This window comes from Pseudoalteromonas sp. BSi20429, from assembly GCF_000238895.1.
Taxonomy (GTDB): domain Bacteria; phylum Pseudomonadota; class Gammaproteobacteria; order Enterobacterales; family Alteromonadaceae; genus Pseudoalteromonas; species Pseudoalteromonas arctica.
In genome coordinates this window covers 1-16,701 of sequence record NZ_BADV01000011.1, presented here as the reverse complement: position 1 = coordinate 16,701, position 16,701 = coordinate 1, and the positions used below count along the sequence as shown (strand labels likewise).

The window sequence follows — 16,701 nt, the reverse complement described above, 5'->3', positions numbered from 1 at the left end:
AAGTAGGTAGATCTACTTATAGACGAGGTACTAGCTTAATTGCACCTTCAACCACTTTCATATCAAGTGGAAGTTTACTGAGTAGCATCATTTTAGGGTCGTCCATATTTAGAGTATAAACAGGGTTAACCGCTAAAAAAGCATTAATAACATCCATAGCTTGGCTATCAAGTGCACCTAAATTACCTTTGAAACCACCGGCATCAACACTCGAATCAAGTAATTTAATATTACGTAAAAACACTGCTTTTTTCTCACTGTCGTAGAATGGGCTACCTTCAATTTGTAGCTTTAAACGCACTGGGTATTTAAGTGCGAATGCATTAATTTCAGCGCTTGAATCGGCACCAAGAACAACAACATCGCGGTTATCAGGTCCAATATTTACACTTAAGTCGTTTACATCAAACTGAACCGGCAAACCCATTAAGCTTACTTTTTCACTTAACTTTGGTAATTGCTTACCCAGTACAGACTCAAGCTCAGAGTTAGTAAATGAATATACTGATATGCCTTGCGTGGTATTACAGGCAGTTAAAAATAACGCTGCAATAATAACTAAAATTCTCATGAGAACCCTTTTGTTTATAAATTAGTGGTACATAAAAAAGCCGCTATTAAAGCGGCTTATTAAAATAGTAACCAGCATATATTACGCTGGTTCTAGGGCGTGTTGACCTTTGTGGATTGAAATTCGTTCAATCTAGGGTCGATTTAATCGCGGCGTGAGGTTTGTAACCTAGCGGGCTAAGTCAAAACCGAGCAACAAAGAGTTAATCGTCCCTAGAAAGAACCCAAAGGGCAGCGCATGTTTGGCATTTATGCTGCGTTATCGCCTATTTATGGGGAATAACCACACTACATAGACTCTGCCTTGCCTAAATACCAAACAGTCTGCTGCAAATTCAACCACGAAAGGTCAACACGCCCTAGTGCATTAAGCTGCAAGTGTCGCTTTAAGTCGCGTTAGTGTGTCAGGTTCAACTGAACCAGCACTGAGCGCTAATAACTGTTTTAAATAATAGTTTAAATCAGCATGTTCGCCACGATGTTTGTCATCTAACATGGCTACTTGTTCTGCCATTCTAAGTGACTTATCGGTTGAACTTACGTTCGCTAATATTTCCATGCGCGTAATAAGTTGATCTGTATTTAATGCTGTTTTAAGCGGTGCTTGATACTGACTTGGTAACGCTTCATTGTTTTCAAGTGCTGTAATTAACGCATCTAGATTAGCTTGCTCTGATTTGCTTGTAAGCAATGCAAGTTTATCGTCAATAGCTGCTAGTAGCTTAGTAACTTTTGGCGCTAACGATCTAAATTGCGTGTACCCTTTCACTTTTGTTTCTAGGTCATGCAACTGTGCTCTTTGATTTACATCGCTAAGTGCTGCTTCAAGCTCAGCAAGTTCTGCAACTGCTTGTTTATCTGACTCATTTTGATCAAGTTTTTGCTGCTCAAATTCACTACTACGTTTAGTAAATGTTTCATCGTTAAATTGACGAAATTTTTGCCATAACGCATTTTCAGCTTTTAAACCTGCAAAACCAATTGTTTGCCATTGCTGCTGCATTTGCTTCAACTCTTGGCACGCAGCGGCTAAATCATCGCTTTGTGATAATTGCTGCGCTTTTTCTACTAATTCATTTTTAAGTACGGCATTACTTTTATGAAATGCGTTTAATAAAGCCAGTACTTGTTGTTGCTCGCTTTTATAACGATCGTTTAGTGTACGGTATGTTTTAGGGTCAACTTTACCTACACTGCGCCACGCTTTGTTTAAACGATTGTATTGGCTTTCATATTGCTTCCAATCAAAGTCATCCTCAGCCGTAGGCTGTAAATGAAGCGCGTGCATGTCGCTAATAATACTTTCGCGTTGTGCTTTTGACGCTTCGCGTTGTACTTCTTGCTCTGCAAAGTAACTACGACAAGGTGCAAATAACAGCTCGATTTTTTCATCAAACTGTACGCCTTGTTGCTTTTCTTCATCTGTATCTAAGCGACCTAACTCATTCCAACGTTTGCGTAGCACTTTTACTTGCTCTGCACGTTGTTGTGGGTCAGTACACTCTTCACTTACTAATACACTTACTTCTTCTAATAAAGCTTCACGCTTTGGTGCTGCAGCGTATTTTTGCCAATCTTTAGCATCTGCAAGTTGCGCTTCAAGTTCCGCTTTAATATTTACAAGCGGCTGTTGATATTGCTCAGTGAGTGTATTAAATAACTCTTCAAACCCTTTAAACACGCCAAAGGCAACATTAAAACGACCTTCTTCAATTAGGCGTTTAACATCACGAGCTTTGCGTTTTGCTTGGCTTTGGTTTTTTTCAAGTGGCTTAACTAGCTCACTCATTGGTGCTAAAAATTGCTTTTTATGCGTATTTAACTGTGTTTTAAAGGTACTTTGCAGTGCACCATCTAAAATATTTAAATGACTACGCGCTGCTTTAAAACCATTATTAAATTCAGTTAGAGTTGCATCGTATTGCGCTAAATCTTCTGCTGGCTTAATTTCGCATAATGCTGCAAAAGCGAGTTTGTACTCTTTAATAGCCGTTGTTAGCTCAGGTAATTTAGCAACTTGAGTAAATAGCTTTTCTAACTTGCTTACAGCCAGTTTAGATTGCGTATTATTAGCAAGTTCTGTTTCGCTAATAGCTTGCTTAGCTTGCGCTACTTTTGCATCAAGCCAATCTTGTTGAATTTGCTCTGGTGTTTCAAGGCCTAGCTGTAAGGCGTTTTCTATTTCTTCACTTAACGCTTCAACAGTTGCAAGCGCTAGCAATTGGCGCTGTTGTAGCGCTAATTTTTGCTGCTCTTTGTCGTGTATCGCTTTTAGCTGTTCAATGTGTGCATCTAACTTAGTGGTAATCGAAATATATTTTTCGTCAAGAAGCTTAACACGCTCATCACTTAGCCATTTGAGCTCAAGTGCTTGCCACTGGGCCATTAATTCGCCGGCTTGTGGATTTACAACACCAAAATCTGTTTTTTCACGTAAAGCATTTAACTTAGCTAAAATAACACGTGTTGCACTTTCAACCTGCAGTGGCATTTCTATTGCTAAACGCTCATTTTCAATATGCGTTTCAAGTGCTGCTTTTGCACCATCCTTTGCATGCTTTACTAATGGCTTAATTAATTGATGGGTAATAACAAGTTCAACTAATTGAGTTTGTAGCTCTTCGCTACCTTCTTTAAATGCTTTTTCTACTAGTTTTGGATTTGCTAAACGTTTTAATAATTTAACGCGTACTTGCAGTTCTTTTTCTGCAAACGCTAACTTTTCGAGTGTTTTAACGGGTGCAAAACGCTCTATGTATTCGTTTTTAATTTGCGGTGTTAGTGCACTTTCGCTATTTAAAACAGCATTAGATATTTGAAGCTCTGCTATATCTTTTAATGCTTGATCTTGTTTATATGCTTTCCACCAAAGTGGTAACTCGTTTACTTTTTGTAGTGCTTTGCGGCGTATTTCAGCTGAGCTGTCTTCAAGTGCTAACGTGTTTAATATGGTTGCATCACGTTCAATGTCTAATTTTTCGATAGCATCAAGACGTACTTGTTGCTTAGGGTGTTTCCATTTCGGTGTAAAAAGGTGCTTAAAGATCATGTTCACTAAACCTAGCTATTTCGTTGTCTGATTTAAATTCTTTTTGTAGTTGAGCTTTTGTCTTTTGGATCATTTCACCATTAGCACCAATCGTAAATTGCTCGTTTGATTGAGCCACTTTTGCTTGATACAACATAACCAACTGCACTGTTTGTTGCTTTTGCTCGTCTGATAAAACGGTACCGTCTGGCCATTTGCCAGTTGATGCACCGTATTGTAAGCGTTCGAATAATTCGGGAGTAATATTTTGTACAAGATTGTCGATATTCATGTCATTTTTTCTTTTTTAGAGTCACTAAAACAATTCGGTTTATAAGATACCAAATACACCCTACGCCAATAGCCGCAGTATAAGCATACCACTGAAGCGTTTTTTCTTGCGGTTGTAAAAAGTACAAACAGAAAAAACCACCTAAAAATAAGATAAGCGCCAAAAAGGAGTGATTTATAAACATCTGCTTTTTTTTAATTCGCTGTTCGCGCTGAAGTTGCAAAACTTGCTCGTCGTTTAGCTCTGCAATGTTGCTTTCGCAATGCGGACATTGCTTATGTTTATCTGAAATTGATTTTGCACATTTTGGGCAACGAATAATCGCCATACTTCTCTCCATACTACGCATAAAAAAAGCGCCTTTCGGCGCCTTTATTGTACTTGTTTTATTTCTCGTTGTCTTTTTTGAATTCAAACCAATAACTAATTTTGGGGCGATAATTTTCTAAGTTGCCCACTAAGTTTAATTACTCTGCGTCTTTTGACTGCTTCTCTAAGCGTTTTTCCCAGAACGTGGCGTTTTTAATGCCTAATTTAACTGGATCAAATATGATCTTTCCGCCTTTTTTCTTCTGTTCTTCATAATCGCTCAAACATAACAAAGCAGGCTTAGCTACGAAGAAAATAGCTAAAATACCTAGTATGTTGATCCAGGCCATTAAGCCAACGCCAATATCACCAATAGTCCAGATATAACCTGAATTGTTTACCATGCCGTATGCAACCATAAACATAATCACAAACTTCACGATAACAAGCGGAATACTGCCTTTAAAATAACGATTTAAGTAAGCAATATTAGTCTCTGCAATAAAGTAATAAGCAAGTATTGTGGTAAAAGCAAAGAAGAACAATGCGATGCCAACAAATGCCTGCCCAAAGCTACCAAATACACTAAATAGAGCCATTTGCGTAAAGGCTGCTGAACCCACTTCAGTGGCTGCATCAACATTTTGAACAATAAATTGTCCTGCTGGTAACTCACCCACAATATTGTATTGCTGCGTTATTAAAATCATTAATGCTGTTGCAGTACACACAAAGATGGTATCAACGTAAACAGAGAAAGCTTGTACTAACCCCTGTTGAGCAGGGTGATCAACTTCTGCAGCGGCTGCTGCATGAGGCCCAGTACCTTGGCCTGCTTCATTAGAATATATACCGCGTTTAACGCCCCAACCAATAGCAGCACCAAAACCGGCCTGCGCAGTAAACGCATCACTAATAATTAAATAAAATATATCACCCACTTTATCTAAATTTAAAAATACTACGATTAGTGCCAATACTATGTAACCAAGCGCCATAAATGGCACTACTATTTGCGTAAAGTTCGCAATACGCTTTATTCCGCCGAAAATAATAAACGCCAAAACAATAAGGATAATTGCCAAAGCGACCAATTTAAAGCTGCCTACGTCACCAAAGCTAGTAGAAACCATATTGCCATTGCCAAACACTTGAGTAAATGCATTACCTACCGCATTTGCTTGTACGCCTGGCAGAAAAACACCACATGCAATAATTGCCGAAACAGCAAATAAAACAGCTAGCCATTTTTGCCCTAAACAACGGTCAAAATAATACGCTGGGCCGCCACGATATTGCCCGTTTTCTTCTGTTTTATAAATTTGGCCTAAAGTAGATTCTGCATATGCGGTACTTGCACCTAGAAAAGCAACAACCCACATCCAAAAAATAGCACCTGGTCCACCAAAACCGATAGCTGCTGCAACACCTGCGATATTACCAACACCGACTCGTCCAGACAACGATACTGCAAGGGCTTGAAAAGATGAGATACCTTTATCAGACGTGTTTGGACTAAATAATAACTTACACATTTCTTTGAAATGTCGAACTTGAGCAAATCGAGTTAATACTGAATAAAACAAGCCTGCGCCTAGGCATAAATAGATGAGTGCATTACTCCAAACAACATCATTAACAGCGCTTACAAAAGCTTCCATGGATATCCTCTATAGTTATATTTATTATTTTTAATTACGAGACTCTGCTTTAGCTACTACGCAACATAAGTTTCACGAAATAAGGTTTTACCTCTCCCGTCCCGACTCATTATTTAATTAATCTTAACTTAAGTACCCCAACTTTGTTAACACTTAATTTTCAAAATATCTAATTACGTAGCTATTGTAAGGCACTGCATCAGCAGTATTTAAAGGAAAGTAGATTGATTTGTACCGATACGGTGATGATACGCGGCGAAGAAACGTTAAAAACGTTTTGGAGTGAAGTTGCTATATGATTATTATTTTTTGTAAAAGGGGTTTTACTAAAAGCAAAAAGGGCATCAAAACTATTGATACCCTTCAAATAAATGTTTTATCTTAAATTATCAACAACATTAACAATTGCCGCTAACGTATCTTGACCAAATTGATACGAACGACGGTCTGACCAGCCATAGTCTGGATCAGGTAAATCGTTGTTGTCTTTAAATGGCATTTCAATTGTGTACGTTAATGCTTTGAATTCTTCAGCAGTAGCTGATGAACCTACCGTAAGGTTAGCTTTGCCGGGCTCATCTTTTGGATAGCCATGCTCATCTTGAAACTCTGGAGTAATAGTTAAAAGCGCAGCTTTAAAGCTATCTTCAAGGCCTTTAAGACGAGCATCATAACTTGGAATACCTTCACTGCCTGCCACAAAGTTATACGGAATAGCTTCATCTCCGTGTATATCTAAGTGCATATCTAAGCCAGCTTCGCGCATTTTATTTAGTACTAGGTAAACCTCAGGGCTATTTTCCATACTTGGTGTCTGCCATTCACGGTTTAAGTTAACGCCTTTAGCATTAGTACGGAGATGTCCGCGTGCGCTGCCATCTGGATTCATATTTGGCACAACGTAAAATACTGCTTTTGATAGAAGCGCAGCTGCATGTGGGTCTTCGTCATCAAGAAGTTTGTGCAGTAGACCTTCAACATACCACTCTGCCATTGTTTCACCTGGATGTTGACGTGCTGTGATCCAGATATTTTTCTTATCTTCACTTGGCTCACCAATTTTAAGCACACTCATATCGCGGCCATCAAGTGTTTCACCAAGTGTTATTAATTGGCAAGCACCTTGGCTTTGTGCCCAAGATAATAAATCTAAATGGCGGTCGTAACTGTATGGCGCAAAGTAAGCAAAATACACGCTGCCGCACTCTGGTTCAATTTCAAAGCTTAATGTGCCATTTTCATAGCTTGATGGTACACGAAACCATGTTTGGCGGTCATATGATGCAACGGCTTGATACCCTTCCCAACCATCTGGGTAAGCTGATTTATCAAGCTCATTAATATTTAACTTATGCAATTGGTAAGGCGTTGTTTCAAGACGAAAGTGAAACCACTGATAAAATTCAGACTGGTGATCTTTATTAATTTCTAATTGAATATTTAAAGGATCGGTGGCTTCAATAACTTTGATATTACCACTGTCGAAATTGCTGCTGATTTTCATGAAAAAACCTTTAGGTTAAATAAGTTTATCTGCTTATTAATTCACAGAACTGACATTATTTTGTAAATAGTAAAACGAATGTGCATTTTCTTAATTAAAGCCTATCACAAGGCATACGCTTTAAAAATAATACACGACCAAAAAAGCCAGCAATATGCTGGCTTTTAAGTCACTGCAAATAAATTAGCGAGGTAAGCTTGGGAATGACACTTCGGCCATATCGCGCATACAACGAACTACTTGGCAGCTGTAACCAAACTCATTGTCGTACCATACATATAAAACAATACGGTTATCTTCAACAATCGTTGCTTGTGAATCAACAACACCTGCGTAACGGCTACCTACTAAATCGGTAGAAACAATTTCCGTTGATGCTGTGTAATCAATTTGGTCACGTAAGTCTGAATGAAGTGCAGTATCGCGTAAAAATGCGTTTAGCTCTTCAACTGATGTGCTTGTTGCTAAGTTAAGGTTCAAAATAGCTAGCGACACATTAGGTGTAGGTACGCGGATTGCGTTACCTGTTAATTTGCCTTCAAGCTCTGGTAATGCTTTTGAAACCGCTTTTGCAGCCCCTGTCTCAGTAATTACCATGTTAAGTGCTGCGGCACGGCCACGGCGCTCTGCTTTGTGGTAGTTATCAATAAGGTTTTGATCGTTCGTGTACGAGTGAACAGTTTCAACATGGCCATTATTAATACCAAACTTATCGTTTAGTGCTTTAAGCGTTGGTGTAATTGCATTGGTTGTACAGCTTGCTGCACAAACAATTTTATCTTCAGGTAAAATATCTTTGTTATTAACACCATATACGATGTTTTTGATATTACCTTTTGCAGGAGCTGTTAATAATACTTTTGCAGCGCCCTTACACTCTAGATGCTGGCCAAGGCCCGCTTCGTCTTTCCAAATACCGGTGTTATCAACAATTAATGCATTGTCGATACCGTATTGAGTGTAATCAATTTCGCTAGGAGAGTTAGCGTAAATAACCTGAATGTAGCTACCGTTGGCTTTAATTGCGTTACGTTCTTTATCAATAGTGATTGAGCCATTGAATGGACCGTGTATTGAATCACGACGCAGTAAGCTTGCACGCTTTTCAAGATCACCATCTTTACCGCCACGCACAACAATAGCGCGCAAACGTAAATCTGAATATGGACCTGATTTTTCAATTAATAAACGCGCTAGTAAACGACCAATACGACCAAAACCATACAATACAACATCGCGTGGTTCTTTCGCTGGTAAGTCAGCTATTTCTGCAAGTTCATCTTTTACAAACTCTTCTACTGAGCGGCCTTTTGCAGCTTCAGTGAACAAATAACTATATGCAAGCTTACCAATATCAATACGTGCAGAGTTTAATTCCATTTTGCTGATAGCTTCTAAAAATGGGAAGCTTTCACGCAAACGTAATTTAGTGCCTTCAAACTGAGCAACAGTTTTGTGAGATTTGATAATATCGATAGTACTGGCATTTACGAGAGGACGGCCATATACAGCGATTTCGATACCACGATTACGGTAAAGTTTACCAATGATTGGTTGCATGCTTTCTGCGTAATCTTGGCGCTCTTGCCAACTATTTGTGTATTCTAACTCGTGAGATGAGGTCATTTTATTTACCTAAGTTTATCATTTTGAACGGATAGCCTTTAAAAATGCACTATATTTTGAGAGTAATGCACTTCAGGCAGGGCTATTCTAATTTAATCTGAAGTTATTCTCTACTGTTAGGCGTTAAATGATTGCGTTAGAATAACAAGGTAGATATTCATTTGGGGTTAAGGGATGCTTAAAAAAGCAAGTGTACTATTGGGTTTGCTAACGTTGACAGGGTGTGAAGAGGCGTTAACACTCGCACAAGTGTGCAAAGAAACACCTGGCTTTTGTAGCGACTTAAACAAAGACAGCCACTGCAAGGATGAGCGTTCTGATGTAATTATCAAACGTTACATAGAATACAAAGGCCCTACTGATGAAAATAAATACCAATTACTCAAAGACTTTGAATCCTATAACCAATGTATAACTGTGGCTGCCAAAATTGAACATATTAAGTTAAAAGCTAAAAAAACGTCACGTATTGACGGTCAATTAACGAGCATTAAAGAAATGACTCGGTTATACCAAGATACCCAAAATACGAACCATCCAGGTTTGCTCTACTACCAATGGTCACGAAATAATAACCAAAACGCACTGACTAAATTATTGGCGATAGAAAATGACAAAAGTGTAACTCAAAGTGCCGAAATGCAATTTTTTTTAGCATCGTACTATATTAAGTTCGACGATGAAAAAACCATCGATTTGCTTTATAAAACTTTAGAGCTCAATAAAAAAGACAACGTACCGAATCCTGAAGTGTATACATCACTTATTAGTCTTTTTTATAAACATGATAAATTTAAGCATGCATATATATTTTCTAAAGTAGCGCAAATGTCGGGGATTGAAAATATTGACGTGTTTGACATTGAGCAGCAATTAATAACGAATGGTAAAAGCTTAGACAGCCTAGATGTACTTGCAGAGCAAACATTTCAGCAAATAATGGCAGGTGATTTTGTATCTCCTCGAGAGTTTTAATTTATAATCGCAAAAATAACCTAATACCAATCTGCTTATATATGGGGTCTATTTAACGTTAAGGAAATTACGCTAGAACTAGGCAAAAATTTTTGTATCTAGTTGTTCTAAATAAAACATTTTTAACGACGTTATAGTGCAATTTAATTCGTTAAATTGATCAAAGATTTATGCAGGTTGGTATAATTTAATAACTAGGTTATTCAGGCAAATAAAAAGGCAGCTTACGCTGCCTTTTTTTATTTTGCTTTGCTTGTGCCCACTTCTACGCGGGTTTTAAGCTTTTGACCTGGTCGAAAAGTCACCACGCGACGTGCCGAAATAGGAATATCTTCGCCTGTTTTCGGGTTGCGGCCTGGTCTTTCTTTTTTGTCTCGAAGATCAAAGTTACCAAATCCAGAGAGCTTAACCTGCTCGCCTTTTTCTAGCGCTGAGCGGATTTCTTCAAAAAACGCTTCAACTAAATCTTTGGCATCTTTTTTATTGATCCCGAGCTTTTCAAATAGGTGTTCAGCTATGTCGGCTTTAGTAAGCGCCATATCTAGTCCCTCAACGATGCATTAAACTGTTCGGCCAATTCGGCCACCACGTTATCAACTACTAGATTGATATCTTTCTCTTCGAGTGTTCTATCAACCGCTTGCAGTGTTAGAGCAATCGCCAAACTCTTATAATTTGGCTCAATACCTTTGCCCTTATACACATCGAATAAGTTTAGGTCAACCAATTGATTTCCGCCAACTTTTTCGATCACGCTTAAAATGTCGCCGGATTTAACGCTGTCTGCCACTAAAATCGCGATGTCGCGGCGATTTGAAGGGAATTTAGACACCCCTTCTGCTTGCGGTAAATTTCTTTTTTCTATTGCTGACATTTCAATTTCAAAAACAAAAGTTGCGTTGTTGATATCTAACGACTTTTGAGCTTGAGGATGTAAAGCACCAAAAAAACCAACCTTTTTGCCATCAACATATATTACAGCTGATTGGCCAGGATGAAGTCCATCTGACTGCTCGGCTTTAATTTCAAAGCGAGTAACGTCATTAGTAATTGCAAGTAAGGCTTCAACATCACCCTTTAAATCGTAAAAATCAACGTTACGTTTTTCTTCAACCCAATGTTCACCATTTACAAGACCCGTAATAACGCCGCCAATAACCGGTACTTGGTAAACACCATTTTCTGCACTTTCGTCGCTTATAAATTTAAGACCATGTTCGAATAAACGAATACGAGGCTGTTGGCGATTTTGGTTATACGCTACAGACGCTAATAAACCCGGCATTAAACTTACACGCATCGCTGACATTTCAATTGAAATAGGGTGCGGTAATACCATTGCTTTACACTCTGGGTGTAAAATAGCTTGTGCTTTAGGGTCTACAAAGCTATATGTAATTGCTTCTTGGTAACCACGAGTCACTAACGTATTGCGGAACTTGCTAAGCGCAATAGTTGCTTCGTTATGTGTCGTCATTTTAAGTTTTGCAGTTGGTGCAACATTTGGAATGCTGTTGTAACCGTAAACACGTGCTACTTCTTCAATTAAATCTTCTTCGATGCGAATATCAAAACGGTAGCTTGGTACGTCCGCACTCCAGCTTTCATTTTCTACTTTAACATCAAGACCTAAACGCGTAAGAATATCTGTTACTTTAGCATCTTCAATATGATGACCAATAACACGGTCTAAACGTGCACGACGAAGACGTACTTCAGTCACTTTTGGTAGTTTGTCGGCCGCAACAGCTTCAACTACAGGACCTGCTTGACCACCTACAATCTCAAGAAGAAGTGCTGTTGCACGTTCCATTGCATCATGTTGTAGAGCAAAATCAACACCGCGTTCATAACGGTGTGAAGCATCAGTGTGTAAACCGTAGCTACGTGCTTGCCCTGCAATTGCTACAGGATTAAAAAATGCGCTTTCAAGTAATATATCAGATGTTTTATCTGTAACACCTGATTGCTCACCACCAAAAATACCTGCAATTGCAAGTGCTTTGTTATGATCGGCTATCACAAGTGTTGTGTCGTTTAATTTAGCGGTGTTACCGTCTAATAAAACAAGTTCTTCACCTGCGTTTGCACTACGTACTTTAATACCACCTTCAATCGCATTTAAATCAAACGCGTGCATTGGGTGACCAAGTTCAAGTAATACATAGTTAGTAACATCAACTACTGGGTCGATTGAACGTACGCCACTGCGACGTAGCTTTTCAACCATCCAAAGCGGTGTTTCTGCATCAAGGTTAATACCCTTTATCACACGACCAAGGTAACGAGGACATGCATCTTCATTAACTAGCTCAATTGATACTTTGTCATCAATTGTTGGAGTAACAGCTGGAATATCTAATACGTTTACGTCAATACTATTTAAAACGCCTACTTCGCGTGCTAGACCTTTTATACCTAAGCAATCACCACGGTTTGGTGTTAAATCAACATCTATAATATTATCATCAAGACCTAGGTAGTCACGTAAATCAGTGCCTACTGGTGCATCGCTTGGCAATTCCATAATGCCGTCGCCTTCTTCGCTAATACCTAGCTCAACAAAAGCACATAGCATTCCGTTTGAAGGTTGGCCGCGTAGTTTGGCTTTTTTAATTTTAAAGTCACCAGGCAGTACAGCGCCCACAGTTGCAACAGCAACTTTAATACCTAAACGACAATTTGGTGCACCACACACGATATCAAGTAGCTCATCGCCACCTACGTTAATTTTGGTAACACGCAGTTTATCTGCATCTGGGTGTTGTCCACATTCAACAACTTCACCTACAACTACGCCATTAAATTTGGCAGCAGCAGGCTCAACGCCATCAACTTCTAGACCAGCCATTGAAAGCTGTTCCGAAAGAGCTTGCGTATCAATAGCAGGATTAACCCACTCTCTTAACCACTTTTCACTAAATTTCATTTTATTGTTTCACTCTTAACGGAACTGGTTCAGGAATTTTAAGTCATTTTCGAAAAATGCACGCAAATCGTTTACGCCATAGCGCAACATAGTTAAACGCTCTACACCCATACCAAAAGCAAAGCCGGTGTATTTTTCTGGGTCAATGCCCACAGACTTAAGTACATTTGGATGTACCATGCCGCAGCCTAGTACTTCTAACCACTTACCGTCTTTACCCATAACATCTACTTCAGCCGAAGGTTCTGTAAATGGGAAGAATGAAGGACGGAAACGAATTTCCATATCTTCTTCAAAAAAGTTACGTAAAAAATCATGCAAAATACCTTTTAGCTCAGTAAAGCTAACATCGGTATCAACCATTAAACCTTCAACCTGATGGAACATAGGTGTATGTGTTTGGTCGTAATCGTTACGGTATACACGTCCAGGTGAAATAATGCGTAGTGGCGGCTGCTCAGTTTCCATAGTACGAATTTGCACGCCACTTGTTTGTGTACGTAGTACTAATTTAGGATTGAAATAAAAGGTATCATGATCAGCACGTGCTGGATGGTGCTCTGGAATATTTAGCGCATCAAAGTTATGAAAATCGTCTTCGATTTCGGGACCAGATTTAACTTCAAAACCTAACTCACCGAAAAAGCTTTCTATGCGCTCAATAGTGCGCGTAACTGGGTGTAAACCGCCAGTAGGCATAACACGCCCTGGTAGAGTTACATCTATAGTTTCAGCAGCTAGTTTTTCTTCAAGTGCTTTACTTGCTAGCAACTCACGCTTTTCGTTGATAGCAGCTTGTACATCTTGTTTAGCTTGGTTTATAACTTGGCCTGCTTCTTTACGTTCTTCAGGTGCTATTTTACCTAACGTTTTAAGTAAGCTAGTGATTTCGCCTTTTTTACCAAGGTAATTAACCCTGATATCTTCTAACTGCGCTATTTCACTGGCACTGGCTACCGCCTCAAGTGCTTGCGCTAATATGTTTTCTAAGTTCATTCGATACCTGATCTTTCACAGAAGGTGATTGCTTAAGAGCGTGTTGGCCTTTCAAGATTGCTTTACAACAGTGTGGTTGGTTATTAAATAAGGTTAAGCATTGGACTGTAGTTTCCTACATAAGTGATGCAATAACGCTAAATAAAGACCAAACACATGCAGTTTGAAGTGTTTATCTCGGAGGCTACGTTCTTTGTTGTTCGAGTTTCGCATATAAATACTACGCTAAAGCCCTCACGACGCGATTAAAGCACTCTTAAGTTAAACAAATTCCAATCAGGAAAGGTAAACACGCTCTGATAATAGCTTATGATAACTGAAAGAAGGGTCTAGATTCTAGACCTACTACAGCTTTAACGTTGATTTTATAAAAGGAATAGTTAATTTTCGCTGTGCTGCCATAGATGCATGATCTAATTTGTCGAGTACATCTAATAAAGCACGCATATCACGGCTTAAACGGGTTAGTAAAAAGCGTGCACACTCATCACTTAATTCAAGCCCGCGCATATGAGCGCGCTTAACAAGTGCTTGTGCTTTATCGTCGTCACTCATAGAACGAATTTGAAAGGTTGTTCCCCACGTTAAGCGAGACTCTAAGTCAGGCAGCGAGATATTGAGCATGCTAGGAAGTAAATCGGCAGTTACTACTAACATTTTTCCGGGTTCGTTAAACCGGTTAAAAAAGTTGAATAGTGCTTTTTCCCATGCATCATTGCCTGCAACTAAATGCACGTCATCAATACATAGAACATCAAGTGCTTCTAAACCGTCTAATACCATAGGTCCAAAGTCAATTACTTCGCGCATAGACAGCAGCATATTAGATAAGCCACGCTCTTGTGCTTTAATGCAGGTTGCATACAAAAGGTGAGACTTACCCGAATCACCTAACCCACATAAATAAGTATACTGAAACTTTTTAGCTAACTTCGAAAAGCTATCTTTTAAATGGTTAACCTCTAACGAATCTTCCCCACCAAAGTACGATGCAAATGTTTCGTCATCCGGCAAGGTAACCGGTAATGCCATTTGCATCGGCTCAGAAGTTAGCATTATGGCGTTATCCATTGATACTCTAAGCTATTTTTATCAACAACATGATAAAAAGCGCGTGGATCCTCATAATCTTTAAATGAGGAGTCTAACCCTAACCCTTTTTTAAGATCGCTTAGGTTACCAGTGTGGTTTAGTTTAAATTCTACAAATTCTGGTGTTTTACGAACAATTTTAACTTGCGTAACAACGCTTAAGTTCAATAATCTTTGTTTTGCTAATTCAACATCAACAAAACTTTGCGTGCCTTTTAATGTTAGCGTGGCCGCGGCTTGTTCATAATAAGCATTTGGATCAATAGCGTACTCGCTTGCAAGGCCTCGAGCTAAGGTATCAATCATTTGACTCACTATTTGCTGCTTATCGCCCGTTAATCTATTTGAATCAAATTGATCATCATTAGTAAAACGCCAATCTAAAATCCAATTTTCGCTATCCCCTTCTTTATACATTCTTGCTGTAATACTTCGCTCAGCACTGTAGCGTCTAGAGGCCTCTTCTACTGGTTCTGAAAAGTTACCCCATACCTCAGGAATACCTACTAGACGTCGATCTTGCAAATCAAGTAATGGAACAACGACAGGTAAACCACGACGCCCAGCTTTGTCATAAATTAACTGCTCTAATTGCGGGTAACTTTCTTGTGTTACTAATTCTCTGCGCCAATTGTCTTCAATACCTAACCATATTGCGACTAATGGGCGTTGTACTCCCCATAAAGGTAAGTTTAACTCTTTGATTAACGCATTGATCTTTCGAGCTTCAAATTTAACAACAAGTTTCAATTGTCCATTTGCTCTCTCGTCATATTCAAACTTAAGCATATAATCAGAAATATCTTTAGTGCGTTGCTGTGCTAATTTATTTTGATCCGCGGTTTCATCACCGCTTACTTTCACTAAAACATTGAGCAAAGCTTTACGACTCGCAGCTAATCGAGTGTCTCGTGTTTTGTCATCCACTTTTAAAATATCTTGATATAGATCAGTTACTTCAACTGCCGACGCAGAAAAACAAAATAAAATGGATATGGCGCTAATTAATAATCTATACACAGGCTGTTAGTTCTTGGTTTTAAACTGATTTGATCCTAAATCAAAGACAGTAACAAAGCAAAATTAAATTTGTTATCTAAGGAAATGAAAGTAATTAGCTTTTATAGAAAGTAAAAAAGATTAAATATGAATAAGATAGTTGAGTGAGTTGTACGCTATTTACCTACATTTAACTTTACTACACTTTTAAAACGCGAACCTTTCGGGTTTAGTTAGATCATGAAGGTATTTAATGTAAGTACTTGATAATGTTATGGTTTATATTTTTCGTTATTGGCTCATATTTTACTTTCTGCAGACGTAAAAGCCCGAATCGTTAGATTCGGGCTTTCTACAATTTAAAACCTGATGATGTCGTAGTGCCCACAGCGGTGGAGAGTCATAGTGAAAATGATGCGCACTCATTGCTGAGCGGATATTTTTCATGATTTTAGCGTCGGGAGTCGCTGCACTCGCCCGACCTACGTGATATGTGTTGATGTAGTGTGTGTTAATTGTGCGTATTTTACTTTTCTGTAGACGTAAAAAAGCCCGAATCGTTAGATTCGGGCTTTCTACAATTTAAAACCTGGTGATGTCGTAGTACCCACAGCTAGAGAGTCACGTAGTAAATGCTACTGTATTGGCCGCCTGAGATATTAAGAGATTTTGTTGTGATTTTAGCGTCAGGAATCGCTGCGCCCGCCCTGCGTGCTAGGTG

General features: G+C 38.9%; 13 protein-coding genes. 1 reads left to right on the top strand and 12 read right to left on the bottom strand.

The genetic code is table 11. The features are described from left to right. Positions 1-16 precede the first annotated feature (16 nt). The 7 genes from P20429_RS17420 to P20429_RS17450 all read right to left on the bottom strand — a co-directional run bounded on the left by P20429_RS17420 (position 17) and on the right by P20429_RS17450 (position 8,990). A complete protein-coding gene (locus P20429_RS17420) occupies positions 17-571 on the bottom strand; it encodes a DUF1439 domain-containing protein (protein ID WP_007580354.1) in 555 nt (184 codons plus the stop codon). Between the two features lie 366 nt (positions 572-937). Beyond that, a complete protein-coding gene (locus P20429_RS17425; protein ID WP_007580352.1) occupies positions 938-3,619 on the bottom strand; it encodes a DUF349 domain-containing protein in 2,682 nt (893 codons plus the stop codon). Then, positions 3,609-3,890 (bottom strand): YeaC family protein, encoded by a 282-nt coding sequence (locus P20429_RS17430; RefSeq protein ID WP_007378333.1) that lies wholly within the window; start codon positions 3,888-3,890, stop codon positions 3,609-3,611. Before P20429_RS17430 ends, P20429_RS17425 begins: the two co-directional genes overlap by 11 nt. Position 3,891: 1 nt before the next feature. Then, the gene (locus tag P20429_RS17435; protein WP_007580349.1) at positions 3,892-4,218 is read right to left on the bottom strand and encodes a hypothetical protein; all 327 of its coding nucleotides are present in this window, start codon (positions 4,216-4,218) and stop codon (positions 3,892-3,894) included. A 139-nt stretch (positions 4,219-4,357) separates the two neighbouring features. Continuing rightward, a complete protein-coding gene (locus tag P20429_RS17440) occupies positions 4,358-5,860 on the bottom strand; it encodes a sodium:alanine symporter family protein (RefSeq protein ID WP_007580348.1) in 1,503 nt (500 codons plus the stop codon). Between the two features lie 376 nt (positions 5,861-6,236). Continuing rightward, the gene (locus P20429_RS17445) at positions 6,237-7,364 is read right to left on the bottom strand and encodes a M14-type cytosolic carboxypeptidase (RefSeq protein WP_007580347.1); all 1,128 of its coding nucleotides are present in this window, start codon (positions 7,362-7,364) and stop codon (positions 6,237-6,239) included. A 183-nt stretch (positions 7,365-7,547) separates the two neighbouring features. After that, positions 7,548-8,990 (bottom strand): glyceraldehyde-3-phosphate dehydrogenase, encoded by a 1,443-nt coding sequence (locus P20429_RS17450; RefSeq protein ID WP_007580346.1) that lies wholly within the window; start codon positions 8,988-8,990, stop codon positions 7,548-7,550. 174 nt (positions 8,991-9,164) lie between these two features. Between P20429_RS17450 and P20429_RS17455 the strand changes: the two genes are divergently transcribed. Beyond that, the gene (locus P20429_RS17455) at positions 9,165-9,965 is read left to right on the top strand and encodes a DUF2989 domain-containing protein (RefSeq protein ID WP_007580345.1); all 801 of its coding nucleotides are present in this window, start codon (positions 9,165-9,167) and stop codon (positions 9,963-9,965) included. A 239-nt stretch (positions 9,966-10,204) separates the two neighbouring features. On the opposite strand, the gene ihfA is transcribed toward P20429_RS17455, so the two are convergent. The 5 genes from ihfA to P20429_RS17480 form a co-directional block, all read right to left on the bottom strand. Further along, the gene (ihfA, locus tag P20429_RS17460) at positions 10,205-10,504 is read right to left on the bottom strand and encodes an integration host factor subunit alpha (protein ID WP_002960690.1); all 300 of its coding nucleotides are present in this window, start codon (positions 10,502-10,504) and stop codon (positions 10,205-10,207) included. Between the two features lie 2 nt (positions 10,505-10,506). Next, positions 10,507-12,894 carry a phenylalanine--tRNA ligase subunit beta gene (gene pheT / locus P20429_RS17465; RefSeq protein WP_007580344.1) on the bottom strand — a complete coding sequence of 796 codons (2,388 nt, stop codon included), beginning with the start codon at positions 12,892-12,894 and terminating at the stop codon, positions 10,507-10,509. Positions 12,895-12,909: 15 nt separating this feature from the next. Then, complete coding sequence (pheS, locus tag P20429_RS17470; RefSeq protein WP_002960692.1) at positions 12,910-13,890, bottom strand: phenylalanine--tRNA ligase subunit alpha; 981 nt, start codon at positions 13,888-13,890, stop codon at positions 12,910-12,912. 345 nt (positions 13,891-14,235) lie between these two features. Continuing rightward, positions 14,236-14,946: a DnaA regulatory inactivator Hda gene (gene hda / locus P20429_RS17475; protein WP_007580342.1), complete on the bottom strand. Its 711-nt coding sequence runs from the start codon at positions 14,944-14,946 to the stop codon at positions 14,236-14,238. Beyond that, the gene (locus P20429_RS17480; RefSeq protein ID WP_007580341.1) at positions 14,946-16,001 is read right to left on the bottom strand and encodes a DUF2066 domain-containing protein; all 1,056 of its coding nucleotides are present in this window, start codon (positions 15,999-16,001) and stop codon (positions 14,946-14,948) included. Before P20429_RS17480 ends, hda begins: the two co-directional genes overlap by 1 nt. Between the last annotated feature and the right edge of the window lie 700 nt (positions 16,002-16,701).

Bases quoted from the DNA above. Each gene is read 5' to 3' on its own strand.
- ihfA (WP_002960690.1), bottom strand. From the start codon at position 10,504: ATGGCGCTTACTAAAGCCGACATAGCTGAACACCTATTTGAAAAGCTC.
- P20429_RS17435 (WP_007580349.1), bottom strand. From the start codon at position 4,218: ATGGCGATTATTCGTTGCCCAAAATGTGCAAAATCAATTTCAGATAAA.
- P20429_RS17425 (WP_007580352.1), bottom strand. From the start codon at position 3,619: ATGATCTTTAAGCACCTTTTTACACCGAAATGGAAACACCCTAAGCAA.
- P20429_RS17450 (WP_007580346.1), bottom strand. From the start codon at position 8,990: ATGACCTCATCTCACGAGTTAGAATACACAAATAGTTGGCAAGAGCGC.
- pheS (WP_002960692.1), bottom strand. From the start codon at position 13,890: ATGAACTTAGAAAACATATTAGCGCAAGCACTTGAGGCGGTAGCCAGT.
- pheT (WP_007580344.1), bottom strand. From the start codon at position 12,894: ATGAAATTTAGTGAAAAGTGGTTAAGAGAGTGGGTTAATCCTGCTATT.
- hda (WP_007580342.1), bottom strand. From the start codon at position 14,946: ATGCTAACTTCTGAGCCGATGCAAATGGCATTACCGGTTACCTTGCCG.
- P20429_RS17445 (WP_007580347.1), bottom strand. From the start codon at position 7,364: ATGAAAATCAGCAGCAATTTCGACAGTGGTAATATCAAAGTTATTGAA.
- P20429_RS17455 (WP_007580345.1), top strand. From the start codon at position 9,165: ATGCTTAAAAAAGCAAGTGTACTATTGGGTTTGCTAACGTTGACAGGG.
- P20429_RS17440 (WP_007580348.1), bottom strand. From the start codon at position 5,860: ATGGAAGCTTTTGTAAGCGCTGTTAATGATGTTGTTTGGAGTAATGCA.
- P20429_RS17420 (WP_007580354.1), bottom strand. From the start codon at position 571: ATGAGAATTTTAGTTATTATTGCAGCGTTATTTTTAACTGCCTGTAAT.
- P20429_RS17430 (WP_007378333.1), bottom strand. From the start codon at position 3,890: ATGAATATCGACAATCTTGTACAAAATATTACTCCCGAATTATTCGAA.